A 19,189-nucleotide genomic window follows, 5' to 3' on the forward strand; every position below is an offset into this window, starting at 1 on the left:
GTCCCCGTGGATCGCGCACCTTGGCCCCTGTCGCGCAGGCGCCGCCATCGCAGGCTCGGGGGAACACCTGCCTTCCGCTGCAGGTTAAAAGCATATGTCTGAATCGTATTTGGACTCCTGAGCCCGGCGTGTCCATACTGAGCGGTTTTGGCCGCCGCCGTTGGCCAGCCTTCCTTCATTGCATCGGACGCATCATGAGCACCCTGTCACCCGAAGTACAAGCCGCCCAGGCCTTGGGCCGTGAAGCCGGTGTCGGCACCCCCAACGTGCTGACCACCCCGCTGGATCAAGTGCGCCGGCAGGCGCGCGGTTATCAGATCTGGTTGGCTGGGGACGTGCCCGAGGTCGGGCGGGTGGTGGAGCATCGGCTGGATCATCTGCCGGTGCCGGCGACGTTGCGGCTTTACTATCCCGCGGGCTCGGAGGGCAAGGCGCTGCCGCTGTATCTGCATCTGCACGGCGGCGGGTTCGCGCACGGGGATCTGGAAACATTGGATCGCTGGAAACGCGAGATTGCCAATGAGGCCGGCATCGTGACGGGCGGGTTGGAGTATGCGCTGGCGCCCGAAGCACGATACCCGGTGGCGGTGGAGCAGGTGCTGGGGGCGGTGCGCTGGCTGCATGGCAATGCGGCAGCGCTGGGCCTGGATGCCGGACGCTTGAGCCTGGGCGGAGAGTCCGCTGGCGGCAATCTGACGCTGGCGGCGGCGCAACGGCTGCGGGATGCGGGCGAGCCGCTGCTGCGCGCGATTGCGCTGATCTACGGCATGCTGTCGGCGCGTCGTGATACGCCTGCGCAGCAGGAACTGGGCGATGGCCGCTTTGGGTTGTCGACCGACAAGCTGGATTGGTTCTGGCGCCAGTATGTGGCCGATGAAGCGCAATTGCAGGACCCTGGCGTTGCGCCGCTCTTGGGCAGCGTGCAGGGTCTGCCCCCTGCCATTCTGCAAGCCGCCGAACTCGATCCCTTGCTGGACGACACCAAGGACCTGGCGCAGGCGTTGCGCGAGGCGGGCGCGCAGCCGTGGCAGAAAATCTACCCCGGCGTGCCGCATAGCTTCATCAGCATGACCCGCATCCTGCCTCAAGCGCAGGAGGCCCGCTCGGATCTGGTGCGGCAGTTGCGTCTGCTGCTGGCCTGAGCGCCTTGGTTGACCGAGTCCTGATGCCACGACCACGGCGTCGCGGCATCAGGCCGGTGAGGGCGGCGTCCGAATCGGGGCGCGGTCCCGCTTAACTCCGAACCGGCTTGTTTCCGTGAGACACGCTGGGCGTATCGCGGAACAGCGACATGTGCGTGTGCGTCGCCACCCACGGATCGCCAACGTTTTCACGCGCGAACGACACGGTGGCGCGGCCCAGGCGGTCGAAGGTCTTGCCGTCCGGGTGATAGCCGATCGAATCCCACACCGCTGCACCGACGGCAAACAGGCGGTCCGGCGACACAAAGGTCTGCACGTCGTCCAGACGCCACAGGAATTTGTCGATGCTGAACCACACGTTGCGCCACTGGTTTTTCTCGGCATGATCGCGGCCATGCACGAAGTTGGTGTACGTGCCGAACGCGACAAAGTCTTCCGCGAACAAATGGCGCGCCGCCGCGTAATCCACGGCTTGGACATGGTCGGACAGTTCCTTGAACCAGGCGCGCACCGCGTCGGCGTCAGCCGGATCGACAGGGGTCAGAGCTTTAACAGACATGGTTTCTCCATGAAAAATTACGAGGAAATCGGGGCGGCGCCGGGAAACCAGCAAGCCACTTTGTGTTCGCCCGCCATGGTCATCAGCGGCGGCGCTTCCTGGCGGCAACGTTCTACCGCCAGGGGGCAACGCGGGTGATACCGACAGCCTGACGGCGGGGACATCGGGCTGGGCGGTTCACCCAGCGCCACCGGAAACGTCCGACGGCCATCGCGATGGCGTTCCGGCTCGGGTACGGCAGCCAGCAAACCGCGCGTGTAGGGATGCAGCGGCCGGTCATAGACATCATCACGACGTCCTGTCTCGACGATCTGGCCGGCATACATGATGGCGATGCGATGCGAGATATGCCGCACCACCGCCAGATCGTGCGCGATCAACAGGAAGGATAGTCCCAGCTCCTGCTGCAAGTCCTGGAACAGATTGATGATCTGCGCCCGCACCGACACGTCCAGCGCCGACACGGGTTCATCGGCCACGATCAGCTCGGGCTGGATCGCCAGCGCGCGGGCAATGCCGACGCGCTGACGTTGACCGCCGGAGAACGCATGGGGATAGCGCTTGGCCGTATCGGCCGGCAGGCCGACCTGCGTGATCAACTGGGCTACGCGCGCTTCGAGCGCACGCCGTCCGGCCGACCAGCCATGCACGATCAAGGGTTCGGCGATCGCATCAAACACGGTGTGACGCGGATTCAAGCTGGTGGTCGGGTCCTGGAACACGAGCTGCATGTGCCGCCGCAGCTCGCGCAATTGCGCGGTGCCAGCGGTGCTGATGTCTTTCCCCTGAAACCGGATGGACCCCGACGTCAACGGCGTGCGGCGCAGGACCGCGCGGCCCAAGGTGGTCTTGCCCGAACCGGATTCGCCTACCAGGCCCAATGTTTCACCGCGCGCCAGTTCCAGCGACACCCCATCGACCGCGCGCGCGGTCATGGGCCGGCTGAACCAGCCCGCCGAGCGCACCGGGTAATGCACACGCAAATCCTCTACCTGCAACAGGGGCGCCGTCATGCCAGCTCCTTCCAGACCGGTGCAAACGGCCGCACACAGGCGGCCAGACGTCCGGGTGACAGCGATTGCAACGGCGGCCGCGCGGCGCAGGCCGCATCGGCGCCCGGGCAACGTGGCGCGAAGTCGCAATAGCTGCGGCGCACGCGCGGATCGGGCGGCACGCCGTCGATCGCCGTCATGCGGGGCTGGTTATCCGACAGCCGCGGCGTCGCGCGCAGCAGACCCGCCGTATAGGGATGGGCGGGCTGCTCGAACAAGGCATCGGCATCGCCCACCTCCACCAGACGGCCGGCATACATTACGGCCACGCGGTCGGCTACTTGCGCCACCACGCCCAGATCGTGCGTCACCAGCAGCACCGCCAGTTTCAGGCGGGCTTTCAGTTCGGCCAACAGTTCCAGGATTTGCGCCTGGATCGTGACATCCAATGCGGTGGTCGGCTCGTCGGCAATCAGGATCTGCGGATCGCAGGCCAGCGCCATGGCGATCAGGATGCGTTGCCGCTGGCCGCCGGAAAACTCGTGGGGCAGGCGCCCCAGGCGCTCGGCCGGTTTGGGGATGCCGACCTGCTCCAGCAGATTGATGATGCGCGCACGGCGCGCTGCGGCATCCAGCGCGGTATGGCGCTCCAGCACTTCATCGATCTGTGTGCCGATGGTCAGGAGCGGATTCAGCGCGCTCATGGGATCTTGAAACACCATGGCGATGCGCCGGCCGCGGATGTCTTCCAGTGCGCGCTCCGGCAGGGTCAGGAGATCCTGGCCGTCAAACACCACGCTGCCACCGGCCACCCGGCCGGGCAAGGTGGTCAGGCCCATCAACGCCAAGGCGCAGGCGCTTTTGCCGGATCCGCTTTCGCCGACCAGGGCCAGCGTTTCGCCGGCATGCAGCTCAAAGGACACGCGATCGACCGCATTGACACTGCCCTGGCGGGTCAGAAACACAACGCTCAGGTCACGCACGCTCAACAGAGGCTGCGTTGTCATCGCCCCTCCTTGGCCAGCAGTTTGCGGGCAAAGTCTTTTTCGCGTTCCCGCGGGTCCAGCGCCAGGCGCAGGCGGCTGGCCGCCAGGTTGACGCCCAACACGGTCAGCGCGATGGATAGACCGGGAAACGTCGCCAGCCACCACGCGCTGGTCAGATAGTTGCGGCCGTTGGCCACGTCCAGGCCCCACGATACGCCCGGCGGTTGCACGCCGACACCCAGAAACGACAGGGCCGCCTCGGCCAGCACGACACGCGCGAACTCAAGCACCATCAAGGTGATCAGCGGCGCGGCCAGATTGGGCAGGACATGGCGTAGCAGGATGCGTGCCGGCCGCGCGCCAGCCATTTCGGCGCTTTCGATATAGGGCAACTGGCGCACCGACAGGACCACGCTGCGGATCTGCCGCGCGTAGACCATCCAACCGTTCAGGGCCAGGGCCAGAATCACCGTTCCCGGGCCGGGACCCAGAATCACGAGGATCACCAAAGACAGCAGCAGCCCGGGGAAGGCCACATGGATATCGACCCAGCGCATCAGCACCGCGTCCACCCGGCCGCCGGCGAAACCTGCAATCAAACCCACCAGCACGCCCACGCCGGCCGAGATCGCCACCACGGCGGCGCCGATGAATATCGACAGCCGCGCGCCGTGCAGCACCCGGCTCAGCACATCGCGGCCCAGATTGTCCGTGCCCAGCAGGTTCGCCAGGCTGCCGCGTTCTTCCCAGGCCGGCGGACGCAGGCGTGCCGACAGCTTGATCGTGGCGGGGTCATAAGGCGCCAGCCACGGCAGGATGATGGCAACCGCCGCCAGCGCCAGCAACAGCACCACGGCCAGAATCCAGCCACGCTGGCGATCCGACAAGGCACGCCAGCCACGTGCCGCCGGTGCGGACACCGGCACTTCCCACACAGGCGTGCTCATACCGCGATTCTCCGGTCCAGCACCCGGTACACGATGTCCAGGCAGAAATTCAGAATCACGATCAGGAAGGCGATGAAGAAGACCACGGCCTGCAGCAGCACCAGATCCTGGCGCTCGATGGCCTGCACCGCCGTCTGGCCCAGCCCTGGCCAGGCGAACACGGTTTCGACCACGACGGTATGGCCGGCCAGCATGGCGGCAAATTCCCAGCCCAGCAGCGCAACCGTCGGCACGGCGGCATTGCGCAAGGCATGCACCAGCACGACGCGCCGCGAGCGCAATCCCTTGGCGCGCGCCGTGCGCACGTATTGCGAATTGAGTTCATCGATCAGCGCCGAGCGCAACATCATGGCGATGCGGCCCAAGGCCGGCAGCGCTAGCGTCATGATGGGCAGCACGGCGCTGGCTGCGGTGTCCGAACCTGATGAGGGCAACCAGTTCAAGGTCACGGCAAACAGCAGGATCAGCAGCAAGCCCAGCCAGAACTGCGGCAGGGACAGACCGCTCAGACTCAGTAATACCGAAATGCGATCCGCCCATTGCCCGGGCTTCAGGGCGGCGGCAATGGCCAGCGGCACGCCCAGCAGCACGGCGACGGTCAGCGCGCCCAGGCACAAGGTGAGGGTGCCCGACAGGCGTTCCAGCACGATGTCCACGGCCGGCCGGTGTTGCCAAAGCGAGTCGCCGAACTGAAAGCTGGCGATGTCGCGCAGATAGTGCAGGTACTGCAGCCAGATCGGCCCATCCATGCCCAAGGCGCGCGCCAGCACGGCGCGGTCTTCGGCCGAGGCATCGACCGGCAGCATGGCCTGCACCGGGTCGCCGATAAGCCGCGTGACGACGAACACGATCGTCGTCACGCCCAACACGACCAGCAAGCCTTGCAGAAAGCGGCCCAGCAAAAAGCGCGGCAAGCCGCGCCCGCCCTGATCAGTCGGTGACACGGAAGTCCTTGAGCGGAATCAGGCCGTCGACGCGCGGCGAGAAATCCACGCGCTTGGACAAACCGAAAATCTCGCCGCCATCGAGCAGGAAGACGAGATAGGCCTGATCGCGGCCGATCTGCAGCGCCTTGGAATACAAAGCCTGACGCTTGGCGGGATCGGCTTCCTGGCGCGCGTCTTCGATCAGCTTCTTCAGCTCGGCGTTGTCGTTGGCGGCTGCGACGCCGCCTTCGGCGTAATAGGCGCTGAGCGTGCGATCCGCGTCCAGCAGCTGGTTCGAATGGCTGCTGCTGATCTGCGCTTCGGTCGGCACACGGTTCTTGTTCAGCGCGTCCAGGTATTCGGCCCAGGCCAGCACACGGAAGTTGACCTTCAGGCCCGCGGCCTCCCAGTAGGCGGCAATGGTTTCCGCCAGTTCCTTGTCTTTCAGCCAGCGGCCCGAGGGGGCGTAGAGGTCGATGCTTTTGCCATGGGCGCCGGCGGCTTTCAGCAGCTCGGTCGCGCGCTTGGGATCGTAGGGATAGGGCTTGATGGAGGCGTCATAGCCAAACCAGCCCGGCGCCAGCAATTGGCCGTGCGACACAGACGCGTAGCCGCCATAGAGGTCGTTGGCCAGCGCTTCCTTGTCCACCGCGTAGTTCAAGGCCTGGCGCACGCGCACGTCGGCCGTCAGGCCTTTCAGGGCGTTGAGCGACACAAACGGGAGGTCGGTGCCCTTGAGCGTCACGGCCTGGGCCACGCGCTTGGTGTCTTCCGGCAGCAGATTGGTGATGAAGTCGAAGTCGCCGGCGCGCAGGCCAGACAGGCGCGTGCCGGGTTCGGCGACGAAGCGATAGGTGGCGCGGTCGACATTGCCGACGGCCTTGGGGTTCCAGTAATTCGGGTTTTTGGTGAGGACGATGCGGTTGCCCTTGGACCATTCCGTCAGCACATAGGGGCCGCTGCCCACCGGCTTCTGGCTCAGGCTGCCATCGGCGGCCGCGGCCGGCGACACGATGGTCAGCCAGGACAGACGCGCGGGCAGCGCCGGATCGGCGCCGTTGGTGTGCACCTTGAGGGTCACGGCGTCCACGGCCTCGGCCTGCTTGATGCCAAGAAAGAACGGACGCTGGCGCGAGGCGGTCTTGGGGTCGACGATGCGGTTGATGCTGGCGGCCACGGCAGCGGCATCCAGGGGCTTGCCGTCGCTGAACTTGAGGTCCGGACGCAGCGTGACCTCCCAGGTCGTCGCGTCGACCTGACGCGGCAGGGCTGTCGCCAATTGCGGCACCAGCTCGCCGGCGGGCGTTCGGGTCAGCAGGGTTTCGAAGATGTTGCGCGACACGGCGCGCTCGGAGCCGTCCTGCGCCGTCTGCGGATCCAGCGTCGAGGGCTCGGTGCCCAGCGCCAACGTGATATCAGCCGCCTGGGCGGCGCTCAGCACCGACGCAGACAGCAGCAAACCCAATAACTGGTTAAGGCGCATGGCGCACTCCGGATCCATCGTAAATAAGGAAAACGAAGTTTGCCGTCAGAAAATCAAACGTGCCGTTCTAAGGATATGTCGCGGAATTACTTGACTGCCGCGGGGCGGGTTGCGGTACTACGCCGCCCCGGACAGCAACACGGGCAGTTCCCAGGCCCGATGCTGCACCGGCTCGCCCAGATACTTTTCCACCTGCACCAGGGCGGTCTGGGCGCTGGGGCCCTGCGTCAGCCGCGAGGTTCCGATGTCCGCGGTCAGTGCGTTCGGATTGCCATGCCTGTCCAGAGGGCCGTCGGGATCCGACCAGGCGCCCGTCGCCATGATCACGACGCCGCGCGACAGTCCGTCGTCCAGCACCGCACCCGCCAGACAGGCGCCACGGTCGTTGAACACCCGCAGTACATCGCCTTCGCTGATGCCGCGCTTGGCCGCATCCAGCGGGTTGATCGCAATGGGCTCATGGCCGGACACCTTGCCGGCGCGCGACAGGCTGGCGGGATCCAGTTGGCTGTGCAGCCGCGTGCGCGGTTGATTGGTCAGCAGATGCAGCGGCCATTGCTCGGCGGCCGGCGCGCCCAGCCATTCGGTCGGCGGCAGCCAGGCCGGATACCCGGGACAATCGTCATAGCCATAACCGGCCACCGCTTCGGAATACAGCTCGATCCGCCCGGACTTTGTGTAAAGCGGGTTGCCGGCTGGGTCCTGCCGGAAGCGCTCAAACAGCACGTAGGGCGTTTCGGGCGGCGGCACTTCGGCATGCCCGCGCGCCCAGAAGGTGTCAAAGTCAGGCAGTTCCACGCCCCGCGCCTGGCATCCCGCCCGCATGCCGTCATAGACATGCCGGCACCAGCCGGGCACATCGCGCCCCGCGGTGAACGCCTCGCCAAAGCCGGCGCGCCGCGCCAGCTCGGCAAAGATGTCGAAATCGTTGCGCGCCTCGCCTTGCGGCTCCACGGCGCGATGCATGGCGAACACGTAAGGATCGCGCGACGACCCGCCCACATCTTCGCGCTCGAGCGCCGTCGTGGCGGGCAGCACGATATCGGCGCGCCGTGCCAACGGTGTCCAGAGGGACTCGTGCACGATCACCGTCTCGGGCTTGTTCCAGGCCTGCCGCAAGCGATTCTGGTCCTGATGGTGATGGAAGGGATTGCCGCCGGCCCAGTAGATCAGCTTCACGTCCGGGTACACATGGCGCCCACCATTGAATTCGTATTCCGTGCCCGGCGCCAGCAGCATGTCCGCGATGCGCGCGACCGGAATCGCCAAGCCCGACGGGTTCTTGGGCACGGGAATCTCCGGCCCCGGCACCTGACGGCGCGGCTGGCCGACGCCGTTCAACGAGGCATGGCCAAAGGCAAAGCCGCCGCCGGGCAGGCCGATCTGGCCGAGCATGGCCGCCAGTCCGATCAATGCCCAATACGGCTGCTCGCCATGCTGCGCACGCTGCAAGGCCCACGCAGCCGTCAACAGGCTGCGCTGCTGCGCGGCCTCGCGTGCCAGCGCCGCAATGCGGGTCGCCGGAATGCCGGTAATCGCCGCGGCCCACGCCGCGTCCTTGGGCTGGCCATCGGTATTGCCGCGCAAATACGCGGCCCAGCGCTCGAACCCGGTGCAATGGCTGGCTAGAAATGCTTCGTCGTGAAGGTCCTGGGTCAGCAGGGTATGCGCCATGCCCAGCATCAACGCTGTGTCGGTATTGGGCCGTATCGGCAGCCACTCGGCCGCCATTTCGGCGGGAATGTCGGCCCGGGTGGGGCTGACCACCACCAGCTTGATGCCGCGCCGCTGGGCCTCGCCCAACCATCCCGGCAGGTTGTGCAGACCTGCGCCGCCCGACGTCACCTGGCTGTTCTTGACCGGAATGCCGCCAAACGCGATCAGCACCCGGGTGTGTTCCAGCACGCTGTCCCAATCGGTCACATCGCCGCTGACGGGCGAGGTGGTGCCGATGACATACGGCAGCAGAAACTGCGCAGCGCCCCAGCTGTAATTGCCGATCTGATCGACGCAGCCGCCGCCCAGGAACAGGAACCGCCGGATCAGGCTGCGCGCATGATGGACCCGCCCGGCCGAGGACCAGCCATACGAGCCGCCAAATATTCCGGCCGCACCATGCTTGGCGCGCACGCGCGTCAGCTCGCCCGACACGAGGTCGAGCGCGCGGTCCCAGGAAATTTCGATGTAGTCGTCGCCCTCGCGGTCGCGGCGGCCTTCAAGCCAGCCGCGCCGCACCGCGGGACGGCGCACGCGCAGTGGCGAATGCACGATCTCGGGAATGGAATCCAGCATGGGCGAGGGCGCCGGATCCGGCTCAAAAGGCTCGCAGCCGACCAGGCGGCCGGCTTCGGTAATTGCCGTGAAGGCGCCCCAATGCGCGAGCGAGGGGTGACGCGTACGTGCCATGCGGAAAACTCAGAGTGCTTGATCGTCGAAATCATACTGCGGCGGGTGCGGGCCCGATGCATCTCCTTCGCGGGCAATGCCCGGCAGTGACTTAGAATGGCCGGTCAGGACTGGCCATTTCCGTGCCGATCAGCAGACCGTTCAACAACCGTATGGCAACGACATTCCAGCTGGATACGCTCAAGATTCAAATGAACGAGGCGGCGCTCCAGCGGTTGGATCTGCATCAGCGCATCCAGCGGGCGCTGCGCGCGCTGATCCTGGACGGCGCGCTGGGACCGCGGGTCAAGCTGCCCGCGACGCGCAGCTTGGCCAAGTCGCTGGGCGTGTCCCGCGACACCGTCGAAAACGCCTACGTGCAACTGCATCGCGATGGCTACATCGTGCGTCGCGAGGGCTCGGGCAGCTATGTGTCCGAGACGGTGGGAATCGAACTGCGGGGCGCGACGCGCAAGCGGGCAAGGCTGGAGCGCAAGCCCGGCGCGGCGCAGCCGGGTGCGGGTCTGAGCCGGCGCGGGCGGGCGATCCTGGATAGCGGCGGCGTGTCAGACCAGCAGGTCATCAAGGCGTTCGCAACCGGCCTGCCCGAGACGCGCACGTTTCCCACTGGCGTCTGGGAACGCCTGCAGCGCCAAGTCATGAAGGACAGCCGCAGCCACGTTCTGCTGCATGGCGAACCGCAGGGCGCTGAACCGCTGCGCCGCGCCATCGCTGCCTATCTGAATCTGGAGCGTGGCGCCAAAGTCGTGCCCGAGCAGGTCCTGGTGCTCAGCAGCACCCGGCAAGCGCTCTTCCTGTGCGCGCAACTGCTGGCCGACGCCGACAAGCCCATCCTGATGGAGAACCCCGGTTACTTTGGCGCCCGCAAGTCGTTCGAGGCCGCCGAAACGCGGATCGTGCCGATAGACGTCGACGCGCAGGGCATACGCATGGACCTCCTGCGCGCGGACCGCAGCGGCGCCAGTTGCGTGTATGTGACGCCGTCGCACCAGTATCCGACGGGCGTGACGTTGTCGCTGGAACGCAGGCTGGAGCTGATCGGTTGGGCCGCCGACCATGGCAAGTGGATCATCGAGGACGACTACGACAGCGAATTCCATTACGACGGTTTGCCGACTGCTTGCGTGCAGGGGCTGGACCGGCATCAGCGCACCTTGTACCTGGGTACGTTCAGCAAGACGCTGTTTCCCGGCCTGAGGATGGGATACATGGCGCTGCCGCCCGAACTGGTCGACGCCTTTTCACGGGCGCGCAGCATCATGGACGGACACACGCCGCAGATACTGCAATTGACACTGGCCCGCTTCATGGAAGACGGTCATTACCATTCGCACGTGCGGGCAATGCGCAAGCTGTACGCGGGGCGCCGCGAGGTTCTGCTGGCGTCGCTGGTCAAGCGGCTGGGCCACGTCGTGCAGGCAGTGCGTCCCCCCGGCGGCCTGCAGATCCCGTGCCTGCTCGAGCCGGGCTGGTCCGAGGAAAGGACCCTGCTTCTGGCGGAGCGCGCCGGCCTGCGCCTGCCCGGCCTCAGCCGGCTGTATGCCGGCCCGTACAAGCAGCCGGGCTGGCTGCTGGGCTATGCGTCGTTGACGGCCTACGAGATCGAGGACGCCGTGCTGCGTCTGGAGAACGCGCTGTCAAGGGCTTGACCGGCCTTGATTGGGCAGCATGGAGTGCCGTCCCTGAGGGGCGCCGTGCATCAGCAGATGCGCGGTCAAGCCGGCCACCAGGCCCCAGAATGCGCCGCCCACGCCTAGCATCGTGACGTTCGCGGCGGTGGCCAGAAAGGTGATGAGCGCCGTCTCACGCGTGCGCGCGTCGGCCATGGCGTTGGCCAGGCTGCCGCCAATCGCGCCAAGCAAGGCAAGGCCGGCCAGCGTGGTGATGAATGCCTTGGGCAGCACCATGAACAGTGTCGCCAACGTAACGCCGAAGGTGCCGACCAGGATGTAGAACGCACCGCAGGCCAGACCCGCGATGTAACGCTTGGCGGGATCTTCATGGGCGTCCTTGCCGGTGCAGATGGCGGCGGTGATCGCCGCGACATTGAATGCGTGCGCCCCGAAAGGCGCCATCACGAGCGAGCCCAGTCCCGTCACGGTCAGGATCGGATTCGCGCTGGTCCGGTAGCCATCGTTGCGCAGCACCAGCATGCCGGGCATGTACTGACCGGTGAGGGTGATGATGAAAAGGGGCAGGGCAACGCCCAGCGCGGCCTGCAGCGAAAAGCCGGGCATTTCGAACACGGGCGCCGCCAGGCGCAGATGGACCGCCGAGAAGTCGATCCGGCCCTGCGCGATGAGCAATGCGAGGCCGATGGCCAGGATGCCGATCACGGCGAAGCGCGAGGAGAAGCGCTTGAGCAGCGCGTAGGACACCACCAGCACGATCACCAGCAGGGGGTCGGCGCTGGCGCCGCCAAAGGCATTGACGCCAAACTGCAGCAGGATGCCCGCCAGCAGTCCGGCGGCAATGCCAGCCGGGATCCTGCGCACAAGCTTTTCGAATGCACCCGACAGTCCCAGCACGATGAAACCCAGCGCCGACAACATGTACGCGCCGATGACTTCCTGATAAGGCGTGAACGGCATGACCGTGGCCAGGAACGCGGCGCCGGGCGTGGACCACGCCGTAATGATGGGCGCCTTGTAGCGCCAACTGAGCAGCGCGCCGGTCACGCCCACCCCGATGGATACCGCCCATACCCAGGAGGTGGTCTGCGCCGGCGTCAAGCGGGCCAGCTCTGCCGCCTGAAACACCAGGACAAAGGTGCCGCCATAGTTCACCAACACCGATATCAGGGCCGCGACGGTCGGGGAAAGGAAGTCGGCGAGTCGGATACCCGCCCGAGGTGCTGTCATGAATCACTCCGCATTCAAGGGGCGCCCGGCCGCGGGCCGGACTTGAACGGGGAGTCTATGGGGGGCGCGGCAGGTTGATACCTGCCACATCCCGCCGGGTGGGCAGACCGCTTCTGAAGTGGAGCCTTTCTTAAAGCTCGTCCAGGCGTGTCAATGTCAGCGCCGCGTGCTCACGCAACGCCGTCTGCGCGTCCTCGGGCATGTCCCGCCAGCGTTGGTACACCATGGCCAGGCGCCGGTTGTCCTTGAGCTGCGGTTGATGGCGAGCAAAGAAATCCCAGTACAGCGCGTTGAACGGACAGGCGCGATCGCCTGTCTTCTGTTTCCTGTCGTACGAGCATCCACGGCAGTAATCGCTCATCCGATCGATGTATGACGCGCTGCCGGCATAGGGTTTCGTGCCCAGCAGACCACCGTCGGCAAACTGGCTCATGCCAACCGTGTTGGGCAGTTCGACCCATTCGAACGCATCGATGTACACGCCCAGATACCAACGGTGCACTTCGGCAGGGTCCAGACCGGCCAGCAGCGCGAAGTTGCCGATGACCATCAGGCGTTGGATATGGTGCGCGTAGGCGTTGTCCAGCGAATTGCCGATGGCGTCGCGCATGCAGCGCATGGTGGTCTTTCCGGTCCAGAACCACGTCGGCAGCGGGCGTGTGTGCGCCAAGGCGTTGCGCGTCTCGTAACCCGGCATGTGCGCCCAGTACACGCCACGCACATATTCGCGCCATCCCAGGATCTGCCGGATGAAGCCCTCGACCGCTGCCAAGGGCGCGCGCCCCGTTTCGTAGGCGGCCTGCGCCTGCCGCACCAGCTCGTCTGGGTGCAGCATCTTGGTGTTCAGGGCGAATGACAACTGCGAGTGAAACAGGCGCGGATTGCCCGCGCTCATGGCGTCTTCGTAAGCCCCGAAGTTGGGCAAGGTGTGCTGGATGAAATGATCCAGCCACGCTAACGCCTGCGTGCGATTCAACGGCCAGCGGAAGTGATCGGCTTGCGGATTTCCAAAGCTTCGCACGCCTGCCTGACACACCGTTTCCCACAACGCGCGATGGTCATGCTCGGGCCGCGCGTCCGGCGGCAGCGGCGGCGTTCCAGGCCAGGACTTGCGGTTGTCGTGGTCAAAGTTCCATCGGCCGCCCGCGGGCGCGCCCGATTCGTCCACGAGTACGCCATGGCGCTGGCGCATATGACGGTAAAACGTCTCCATGAGCCAGTTCTTGCGTGGGGCGAAGAACTTGGCCACCTCGTCACGCGTCGTGTAGAAGTGCTCGCTGTCGGCTTCCCGGACAGAGAATGCTTGCGACGCACTCCAGGCGCCAAGGACTTCGCTGACGCGCCACTCATCGGGCTGCTGGTAGTCCAGTTCTCGGGCGCCATAGTGGGCCATCAACGCTGCCAGATTCTGGGTGATGTTCTGCCGGTTGCTGGGATTGTCGATGGCGACATACCGCACGCGATGTCCCGCCTCGCGCAGATGCCGCGCGAAATCGCGCATGGCGGCGAATATCGCCAGGATTTTTTGCGCGTGGTGCAGCACGTAGTCCGTCTCTTGACGCACTTCCATCAGCACATACACGACGTTCGGGTCGGTCCGGGCGAACCAGCTGTGCAACGGGTTCAACTGGTCGCCGAGAATCAGGCGCAGGGTGTGCGCCCTCGCGCGCTCGGATGTCATGGCGCGCGGCTTTGCATCAGGAGGCCGGTTCAAGTGGCGGCTGTTCGCGATCCTGGCTGACCCAGATGAATGCGTCGGTGTCCAGGCCCAACGCCTTGGCGCGGCGCAGGATGTCGTCGCGCGTATTGCGGCCCAGCGTCTTGTCACGCGCGAGAATCCAGGCGTAGCTGCGATCCGGGCCAACGACCAGGGCCCAGCGGTAATCCGGATCCAATGCGGCCACATGGTAGCCGCCATAGAAGGGGCCGAAGAACGACACTTTCAGCGATGCCACCGACGGGTCACCCGTGAAGCGGGCTCGCCCCTGCGCCGAACGCCAATCGCCTTGCGAACCCTTGGCCGGGTCGAACCCGCGGTTGATGACGCGCACGGTGCCGTCGTCTTGCAGCGTGTAGTGGGCGGTGACGTCTGTCATGCCGCGTTCGAAGCTGTGGTCCAGCCGCGCGATTTCGAACCAGCGTCCTTCATAACGATGCACGTCGAAGGAGCCAACGGGTGTCACGCCTTTGGGCGGCGTCGTCGCGGCACAGCCATACAACGTCAAACCCAACAGTCCCAAGGCCAGCCACGGGGCGACGCGCCGCAACGGGTGGATGAAACGACGACCGGCTTCTGCATGGCGCATGAAAAACCTCCGCTGAATTTGAATCTCGGAAATTATATTTGCGGGGGTCTGCGCCCTTGGTTCCAGTTCGGAAAGAAAGGAAACAATTCATGGGCTTCGGGCCGGCTTCAGGTCCCGTGCCGGGGCCGGCGCCGATTCAGGCGCGCCGGCGCTACATCACCTTTACCGCGCGGCCGATGAACTGGATCGGCCCGGTCGGCTTGCCGGTTGGTGACCCGGTGGCCGGTTCCAGCGTCAGTTCAAACAACTGGTTCGGTTCCAGCGGCGGCAGCTTGTCCAGCGGGATGCGCACCGGCTCGCCCGGTTTGATCAGGCCCAGCGAGACCGGACCGGCCCAGCCGTCGGCCTTGGTCCAGAATTCCAGCGCACGATCGGCCGGCACCTGCATGGCCGCGATCGGCACCAGTTGCACGTCGCGCTGACCGGCACTGGCCTGCACGACCCAGCCCGGCGTTTGCGACTGGGGCGCGACCAGCACCACCATGTACTGCACGGGACCCGGCGCGGGCGCGGGCCGCAGCGCCAGCGTGCCGGCCAGCACCAGGGCGGCAGCCAGGCCGCTGGCGGCCGCACCGCGCCAGAAGAACAGGCTGTCCCACCAACCCGGGCGCGCCGGCTGCGCGGCTTGCGGGGCCGCGCGTTGGCGATCCAGCGTATCCGCAATGCGAGGCCACAGGCCCGGCGACGGCTCGATCGGCTCGGCCAGGCTGCTGAGCGGCAGCAGGCGTTCCTCCCAGCGGTCGACGGCGGCGCGCAGCGCGGCATCGTGCGGCAGGCGGGCGTTGACGTCGCGCCGGCGCGCAGCGGATAAGGTGCCCAGCACGTATTCGCCGGCCAGTTCATCCAGGTTGTCGGGGGAAGGGGACGGGGCGCTCATGCCAGGCATTCCTTCAGCGCTTTCAGGCTGCGCTTGATCCAGGCTTTGACGGTGCCCAGCGGCGCGCCCAGGCGCTGCGCGATTTCACTGTGCGACAGGCCTTCCACGTAGGCATGCAGCACGCAGTTGCGGCGCACGGGTTCCAGTTGTTCGAGGCACGGGCCGATGCGGCCGGCGCTGTCGCGCCAGTCGAAGGCGTCGCGCGTGTCGTGCCAGGCAGCCATTGCGTCGCGAGCATCCAGCGCGGCGGCGGTGTCGTCGTCGACGGCAGTTTCGTGGCGGCCGTCGCGCACGGCGTTCAGCGCCAGGTTGCGCGCGACGCTGTAGATCCAGCCGCGGGCCGAGCCGCGCGTGGCGTCGAAGCTGCCAGCCCGGTTCCAGATATTGACGAAGGCGTCGTGCACGATGTCTTCGGCCCGGGCGCGGTCACGCACGATGCGCTGCGCGACGCCCAGCAGACGGGGGCCTTCTTGGCGGTACAGGGCCTCCAGCGCCGAGCGGCGTCCCGCGGCGCACTGCTCGAGGGCCGCGGTGTAATCGAAGTCCGGATCAGGTCGGTTCGGCATGCGCACAGAGCAGGAGGGGGTGGGCACGGACCGGGCTGACAAGCCCCGGGCGGCGGCGGATCCAGGCATGTTACCGGAGTCCCGTTGCCGCCAGGGGCCTGCCTGCCCGGTGTCAGTTGGCCTTCCAGAAGATGTAGTCGGCCTGGTAAGACACCTGGCTGCGTTCGCCGGCCTTCGTGCAAGGCGTCTGCGGCGCCACGCCGCCCTTGAGCGCCGTGCGCTGGATATACGTGACGCCGGTCAGGGCGCCGGCGCCCATGGCGGGATTGGCCTTGACCAGTTGATAGGGCAGGTTGCCCGCGCCGGCCGGCGCCACGGCGACCTGCGTGCCGGTCAGCTTGGAGCCGTCCGCGGCTTCCCAGGTGGCGGGCGGGCCATAGTAGGTGCCGACCTGTTTGCCCTGGCGGTCTTTCAGCACCGCCTTCGGACCGGCGAACACCCATTCCATCTGGTCCTTGGCGTCGGCCTTGGCGCGGCATTCATAGGTGATGTCGCCCGTGCCTACGGTTTCCCATGCCACTTTGTGGCCGGCGGGTACCTTGACGGGGGCGGGCAGGGCGTCTTGCGAGGCGGCCAGGGCCGGAGAAGCTTGCAGCATGCCGCAAGCGGCCAGCATTGCGGCCGCGAAAAGGCCGTTGGCGGGGGTGTGGCGAGTCATCATGAGCGGTCTCCTGCGCAGTAAAACGCTGCGGATACGGCGCACGGAATGTGCGCCGTTGCAGGTACTACACGCGGGAGCCGCAGTTGGATGCAGGCCGCGGAAAATATTTCGCGGCCTGGACTTGCCTGTATCATCCGCTGCAAGACATCCGTCCCCCGAGCGCCGTTTTGTCGTCGCGCGGCCTGAATGCCAGTGACCCCGGATAGCCGCCATGCCCGATCCGCTTCGTCTGCAGGCTTTGATACAGGAGTGCGCTCGCGGCCAGGAGTCCGCGCTGGCGGAACTCTATCGTCAGACTTCCCCGCATCTGTTCGCGCTCGCGGTACGTATATTGCGGCGAAGCGACTGGGCAGAGGAAGTCCTCCAGGACAGCTTCATCAATATCTGGCGCAATGCCGCCCGCTATTCATCGGAGCAGAGCCAAGTCATGACCTGGATGACGCGCATCGTGCGCAACCGTTGCATCGACATGCTCCGCCGGCCGGACCTGGAACGCCCCGACGCGGACGGCGCATTGACGCAGGCCTGGGCCGATGACGCGCCCGGCCCGTTCGAACGCTTGCAACGCGACCAGGACGGCCAGCGTCTGGCGGACTGCCTGAAACAGCTCGAAGGTCAGCAACGCGCGGCCATCGCGCTGTCCTTTTTCGACGACCTCAGCCACAGCGAGATCGCCCGCCGCCTCGAGGCCCCGCTGGGCACGATCAAGAGCTGGGTGCGGCGCGGCATGGACCGGCTCAAGAGGTGTCTGTCATGAACTACACCAATCCTCAACTGCGCGAGCGGCTTGCCGCGGATTACGTGGCCGGCGCCATGCGCGGGGGCGCACGCCGCCGCTTCGAGGGCTTGATGGCCGCCGACGCCAACCTGCGCCGCCAGGTGCGCGAATGGGAAAACGACATCTACCCCCTGTTGTGGTCGCTGCCGGCCCGGGTGCCGCCGCGCCGCGTGTGGCGCGCCATCGAATCGCGCTTGAAGCCGGGGGGCGGCCGTGGCTGGCAGGGCCTGGCATTCTGGCGCGTGGTCAGCGGCGCGCTGGCGGCCCTGCTGGTGGCAGGGGTGGCGATCTACCCGATGCAGGTTGACCGCGCCGCGCGCACGCAGCTGATGGCGGTGCTGCAAAGCCCCGAGGCGCAGGCCATGCTGGTGGTGCGCGCCGACGAGCGCGGCGGCCTGCACGTGCATGCCTTGCAGGATCTGGCCTCGCGCGCCGACGGCAAGGCCCTGGAGCTCTGGGTGATTCCGCCGGGACAGGCGCCGATATCCGTCGGGGTGGTGGCCCCCGATGGCCAGACGGCGCTGCCGCGCGCCCAAGGCCTGGAAGGCGGGCAGACCCTGGCCATCACGCTCGAACCGCCGGGCGGGTCGCCGTCGGGCAAGCCCACCGGCCCGGTCATCATGAAGGGCGACGTGCTCAAGATCTGAGCCGCTTCTTGAGCGGGGCCGCGCGCTTGCCGCGGCCCGCGCCGCACCAGGGTTTTCACCTACGCATCCGATGCTGTGCCGGGACCGTATATCCCCCTACGTTTCCCACAGGACAGCATGATGCGCTCCATTCTTACCGGCTGGACCGCTTCGATGCGGCGCTGGGTCGATACGCAGGCGCAGGACGCGCCGGGCGGCGATCCCGATCGCATCGACTGGACCCGCGCCTTGCCTTTCGCCTTGCTGCACGCCGGCTGCCTGGGTGTGCTGTGGACCGGTGTCTCGCCGGTTGCGGTGGCGCTGGCGGGGGCGCTCTACGCGGTACGGATGTTCGCTCTGACCGGCTTCTATCACCGCTATTTCTCGCATCGCACATTCCGGACGTCGCGGGGCATGCAGTGGGTGTTCGCCGTGCTGGGAGCATCGTGCGCGCAGCGCGGTCCGCTGTGGTGGGCGGCCCACCATCGGCACCATCATCGCCATGCCGACGATGCACATGACCTGCATTCTCCGCGCCATCACGGCTTCTGGTGGAGCCACATGGGCTGGTTCCTGACGCGCCGCGCCTTCGCCACCGACCTTGCGCGCGTGCCGGATCTGCGCGGCTTCCCCGAACTGCGCTGGCTCGACCGCTTCGACGCCGCGGTGCCGCTGGCGCTGGCGGTGGGGTGCTACGGATTGGGGGCGCTGTTGGCGCGCGTGGCGCCCTGCCTGGGCACGGACGGGCCGCAGATGCTGGTGTGGGGCTTCTTCATTTCCACCGTGACCCTGTTCCACGCCACCGTCACCATCAACTCGCTGGCGCACCGCTACGGCAAGCGGCGCTATGACACCACCGATGACAGCCGCAACAACGTGTGGCTTGCGCTGCTGACGTTCGGTGAGGGCTGGCACAACAACCATCACTTCTATCCGGGATCGGCGCGCCAGGGTTTTCGTCCGCGCGAGATCGACATCACCTGGTACGGCCTGCGCCTGCTGGCCGCCACCGGCCTCATCTGGGACCTGAAGGCCGTGCCGGATTGGGCGCTGGCCGCTGCCAAGGAGTGAGC

At 66.6% G+C, this 19,189-nt stretch carries 18 protein-coding genes; 5 read left to right on the forward strand and 13 right to left on the reverse strand.

Features of this window, described 5'->3' with window-relative positions; genetic code table 11:
• The first annotated feature begins 194 nt into the window (after positions 1-194).
• On the forward strand, positions 195-1,142 hold the full coding sequence (locus MHZ91_RS01585; RefSeq protein ID WP_239211876.1) for an alpha/beta hydrolase: 948 nt from the start codon (positions 195-197) through the stop codon (positions 1,140-1,142).
• Positions 1,143-1,233: 91 nt separating this feature from the next.
• Here the strand turns inward: MHZ91_RS01585 and MHZ91_RS01590 are convergent, their stop codons facing one another.
• From MHZ91_RS01590 to MHZ91_RS01620, 7 genes are all read right to left on the reverse strand, one after another.
• Complete coding sequence (locus MHZ91_RS01590; protein ID WP_175122611.1) at positions 1,234-1,701, reverse strand: ketosteroid isomerase; 468 nt, start codon at positions 1,699-1,701, stop codon at positions 1,234-1,236.
• A gap of 17 nt (positions 1,702-1,718) precedes the next feature.
• Positions 1,719-2,714 carry an ABC transporter ATP-binding protein gene (locus MHZ91_RS01595; RefSeq protein WP_239211879.1) on the reverse strand — a complete coding sequence of 332 codons (996 nt, stop codon included), beginning with the start codon at positions 2,712-2,714 and terminating at the stop codon, positions 1,719-1,721.
• The gene (locus tag MHZ91_RS01600; protein ID WP_239211882.1) at positions 2,711-3,700 is read right to left on the reverse strand and encodes an ABC transporter ATP-binding protein; all 990 of its coding nucleotides are present in this window, start codon (positions 3,698-3,700) and stop codon (positions 2,711-2,713) included. The genes MHZ91_RS01595 and MHZ91_RS01600 overlap by 4 nt, the downstream gene beginning before the upstream one ends.
• Positions 3,697-4,626, reverse strand: a complete 930-nt coding sequence (locus MHZ91_RS01605) for an ABC transporter permease (RefSeq protein WP_175184589.1) — start codon at positions 4,624-4,626, stop codon at positions 3,697-3,699. Before MHZ91_RS01605 ends, MHZ91_RS01600 begins: the two co-directional genes overlap by 4 nt.
• A complete protein-coding gene (locus tag MHZ91_RS01610; RefSeq protein ID WP_239211885.1) occupies positions 4,623-5,570 on the reverse strand; it encodes an ABC transporter permease in 948 nt (315 codons plus the stop codon). The genes MHZ91_RS01605 and MHZ91_RS01610 overlap by 4 nt, the downstream gene beginning before the upstream one ends.
• The gene (locus tag MHZ91_RS01615) at positions 5,557-7,035 is read right to left on the reverse strand and encodes an ABC transporter substrate-binding protein (protein ID WP_239211887.1); all 1,479 of its coding nucleotides are present in this window, start codon (positions 7,033-7,035) and stop codon (positions 5,557-5,559) included. Before MHZ91_RS01615 ends, MHZ91_RS01610 begins: the two co-directional genes overlap by 14 nt.
• 117 nt (positions 7,036-7,152) lie before the next feature.
• Positions 7,153-9,441, reverse strand: coding sequence for a molybdopterin-dependent oxidoreductase (locus tag MHZ91_RS01620; RefSeq protein WP_239211889.1), 2,289 nt, complete (start codon positions 9,439-9,441; stop codon positions 7,153-7,155).
• Positions 9,442-9,593: 152 nt separating this feature from the next.
• Here MHZ91_RS01620 and MHZ91_RS01625 point away from each other — a divergent pair, with 152 nt between their 5' ends.
• Complete coding sequence (locus MHZ91_RS01625) at positions 9,594-11,090, forward strand: PLP-dependent aminotransferase family protein (RefSeq protein WP_239211982.1); 1,497 nt, start codon at positions 9,594-9,596, stop codon at positions 11,088-11,090.
• Here the strand turns inward: MHZ91_RS01625 and MHZ91_RS01630 are convergent.
• The 6 genes from MHZ91_RS01630 to MHZ91_RS01655 form a co-directional block, all read right to left on the reverse strand.
• Positions 11,079-12,302 (reverse strand): benzoate/H(+) symporter BenE family transporter, encoded by a 1,224-nt coding sequence (locus MHZ91_RS01630; protein ID WP_239211899.1) that lies wholly within the window; start codon positions 12,300-12,302, stop codon positions 11,079-11,081. The genes MHZ91_RS01625 and MHZ91_RS01630 overlap by 12 nt on opposite strands.
• A gap of 130 nt (positions 12,303-12,432) precedes the next feature.
• Positions 12,433-13,983: a cryptochrome/photolyase family protein gene (locus MHZ91_RS01635; RefSeq protein ID WP_239211901.1), complete on the reverse strand. Its 1,551-nt coding sequence runs from the start codon at positions 13,981-13,983 to the stop codon at positions 12,433-12,435.
• 16 nt (positions 13,984-13,999) lie between these two features.
• A complete protein-coding gene (locus MHZ91_RS01640) occupies positions 14,000-14,608 on the reverse strand; it encodes a lipocalin family protein (RefSeq protein WP_239211903.1) in 609 nt (202 codons plus the stop codon).
• 151 nt (positions 14,609-14,759) lie between these two features.
• Positions 14,760-15,485: an anti-sigma factor domain-containing protein gene (locus MHZ91_RS01645; RefSeq protein WP_239211906.1), complete on the reverse strand. Its 726-nt coding sequence runs from the start codon at positions 15,483-15,485 to the stop codon at positions 14,760-14,762.
• On the reverse strand, positions 15,482-16,051 hold the full coding sequence (locus MHZ91_RS01650) for a sigma-70 family RNA polymerase sigma factor (protein WP_239211909.1): 570 nt from the start codon (positions 16,049-16,051) through the stop codon (positions 15,482-15,484). Before MHZ91_RS01650 ends, MHZ91_RS01645 begins: the two co-directional genes overlap by 4 nt.
• Before the next feature lie 112 nt (positions 16,052-16,163).
• Complete coding sequence (locus MHZ91_RS01655) at positions 16,164-16,709, reverse strand: DUF3455 domain-containing protein (protein ID WP_370647773.1); 546 nt, start codon at positions 16,707-16,709, stop codon at positions 16,164-16,166.
• 214 nt (positions 16,710-16,923) lie between these two features.
• On the opposite strand from MHZ91_RS01655, the gene MHZ91_RS01660 reads away from it, so the two are divergent.
• The 3 genes from MHZ91_RS01660 to MHZ91_RS01670 all read left to right on the forward strand — a co-directional run bounded on the left by MHZ91_RS01660 (position 16,924) and on the right by MHZ91_RS01670 (position 19,187).
• A complete protein-coding gene (locus tag MHZ91_RS01660; protein ID WP_175122623.1) occupies positions 16,924-17,469 on the forward strand; it encodes an RNA polymerase sigma factor in 546 nt (181 codons plus the stop codon).
• Entirely contained in the window at positions 17,466-18,137 is a 672-nt protein-coding gene (locus MHZ91_RS01665; protein WP_175122624.1) for an anti-sigma factor domain-containing protein, read from the forward strand. Before MHZ91_RS01660 ends, MHZ91_RS01665 begins: the two co-directional genes overlap by 4 nt.
• 117 nt (positions 18,138-18,254) lie before the next feature.
• On the forward strand, positions 18,255-19,187 hold the full coding sequence (locus tag MHZ91_RS01670) for an acyl-CoA desaturase (RefSeq protein WP_239211913.1): 933 nt from the start codon (positions 18,255-18,257) through the stop codon (positions 19,185-19,187).
• Positions 19,188-19,189 lie beyond the last annotated feature (2 nt).

Source organism: Achromobacter sp. ACRQX, assembly GCF_022346505.1.
In the GTDB taxonomy this organism is placed as follows: Bacteria; Pseudomonadota; Gammaproteobacteria; order Burkholderiales; family Burkholderiaceae_B; genus Achromobacter; species Achromobacter animicus.

Bases quoted from the DNA above. Each gene is read 5' to 3' on its own strand.
- MHZ91_RS01660 (WP_175122623.1), top strand. From the start codon at position 16,924: ATGCCCGATCCGCTTCGTCTGCAGGCTTTGATACAGGAGTGCGCTCGC.
- MHZ91_RS01645 (WP_239211906.1), bottom strand. From the start codon at position 15,485: ATGAGCGCCCCGTCCCCTTCCCCCGACAACCTGGATGAACTGGCCGGC.
- MHZ91_RS01655 (WP_370647773.1), bottom strand. From the start codon at position 16,709: ATGACTCGCCACACCCCCGCCAACGGCCTTTTCGCGGCCGCAATGCTG.
- MHZ91_RS01595 (WP_239211879.1), bottom strand. From the start codon at position 2,714: ATGACGGCGCCCCTGTTGCAGGTAGAGGATTTGCGTGTGCATTACCCG.
- MHZ91_RS01640 (WP_239211903.1), bottom strand. From the start codon at position 14,608: ATGCGCCATGCAGAAGCCGGTCGTCGTTTCATCCACCCGTTGCGGCGC.
- MHZ91_RS01635 (WP_239211901.1), bottom strand. From the start codon at position 13,983: ATGACATCCGAGCGCGCGAGGGCGCACACCCTGCGCCTGATTCTCGGC.
- MHZ91_RS01590 (WP_175122611.1), bottom strand. From the start codon at position 1,701: ATGTCTGTTAAAGCTCTGACCCCTGTCGATCCGGCTGACGCCGACGCG.
- MHZ91_RS01620 (WP_239211889.1), bottom strand. From the start codon at position 9,441: ATGGCACGTACGCGTCACCCCTCGCTCGCGCATTGGGGCGCCTTCACG.
- MHZ91_RS01585 (WP_239211876.1), top strand. From the start codon at position 195: ATGAGCACCCTGTCACCCGAAGTACAAGCCGCCCAGGCCTTGGGCCGT.
- MHZ91_RS01630 (WP_239211899.1), bottom strand. From the start codon at position 12,302: ATGACAGCACCTCGGGCGGGTATCCGACTCGCCGACTTCCTTTCCCCG.
- MHZ91_RS01650 (WP_239211909.1), bottom strand. From the start codon at position 16,051: ATGCCGAACCGACCTGATCCGGACTTCGATTACACCGCGGCCCTCGAG.
- MHZ91_RS01625 (WP_239211982.1), top strand. From the start codon at position 9,594: ATGGCAACGACATTCCAGCTGGATACGCTCAAGATTCAAATGAACGAG.
- MHZ91_RS01600 (WP_239211882.1), bottom strand. From the start codon at position 3,700: ATGACAACGCAGCCTCTGTTGAGCGTGCGTGACCTGAGCGTTGTGTTT.
- MHZ91_RS01670 (WP_239211913.1), top strand. From the start codon at position 18,255: ATGATGCGCTCCATTCTTACCGGCTGGACCGCTTCGATGCGGCGCTGG.
- MHZ91_RS01615 (WP_239211887.1), bottom strand. From the start codon at position 7,035: ATGCGCCTTAACCAGTTATTGGGTTTGCTGCTGTCTGCGTCGGTGCTG.
- MHZ91_RS01665 (WP_175122624.1), top strand. From the start codon at position 17,466: ATGAACTACACCAATCCTCAACTGCGCGAGCGGCTTGCCGCGGATTAC.
- MHZ91_RS01605 (WP_175184589.1), bottom strand. From the start codon at position 4,626: ATGAGCACGCCTGTGTGGGAAGTGCCGGTGTCCGCACCGGCGGCACGT.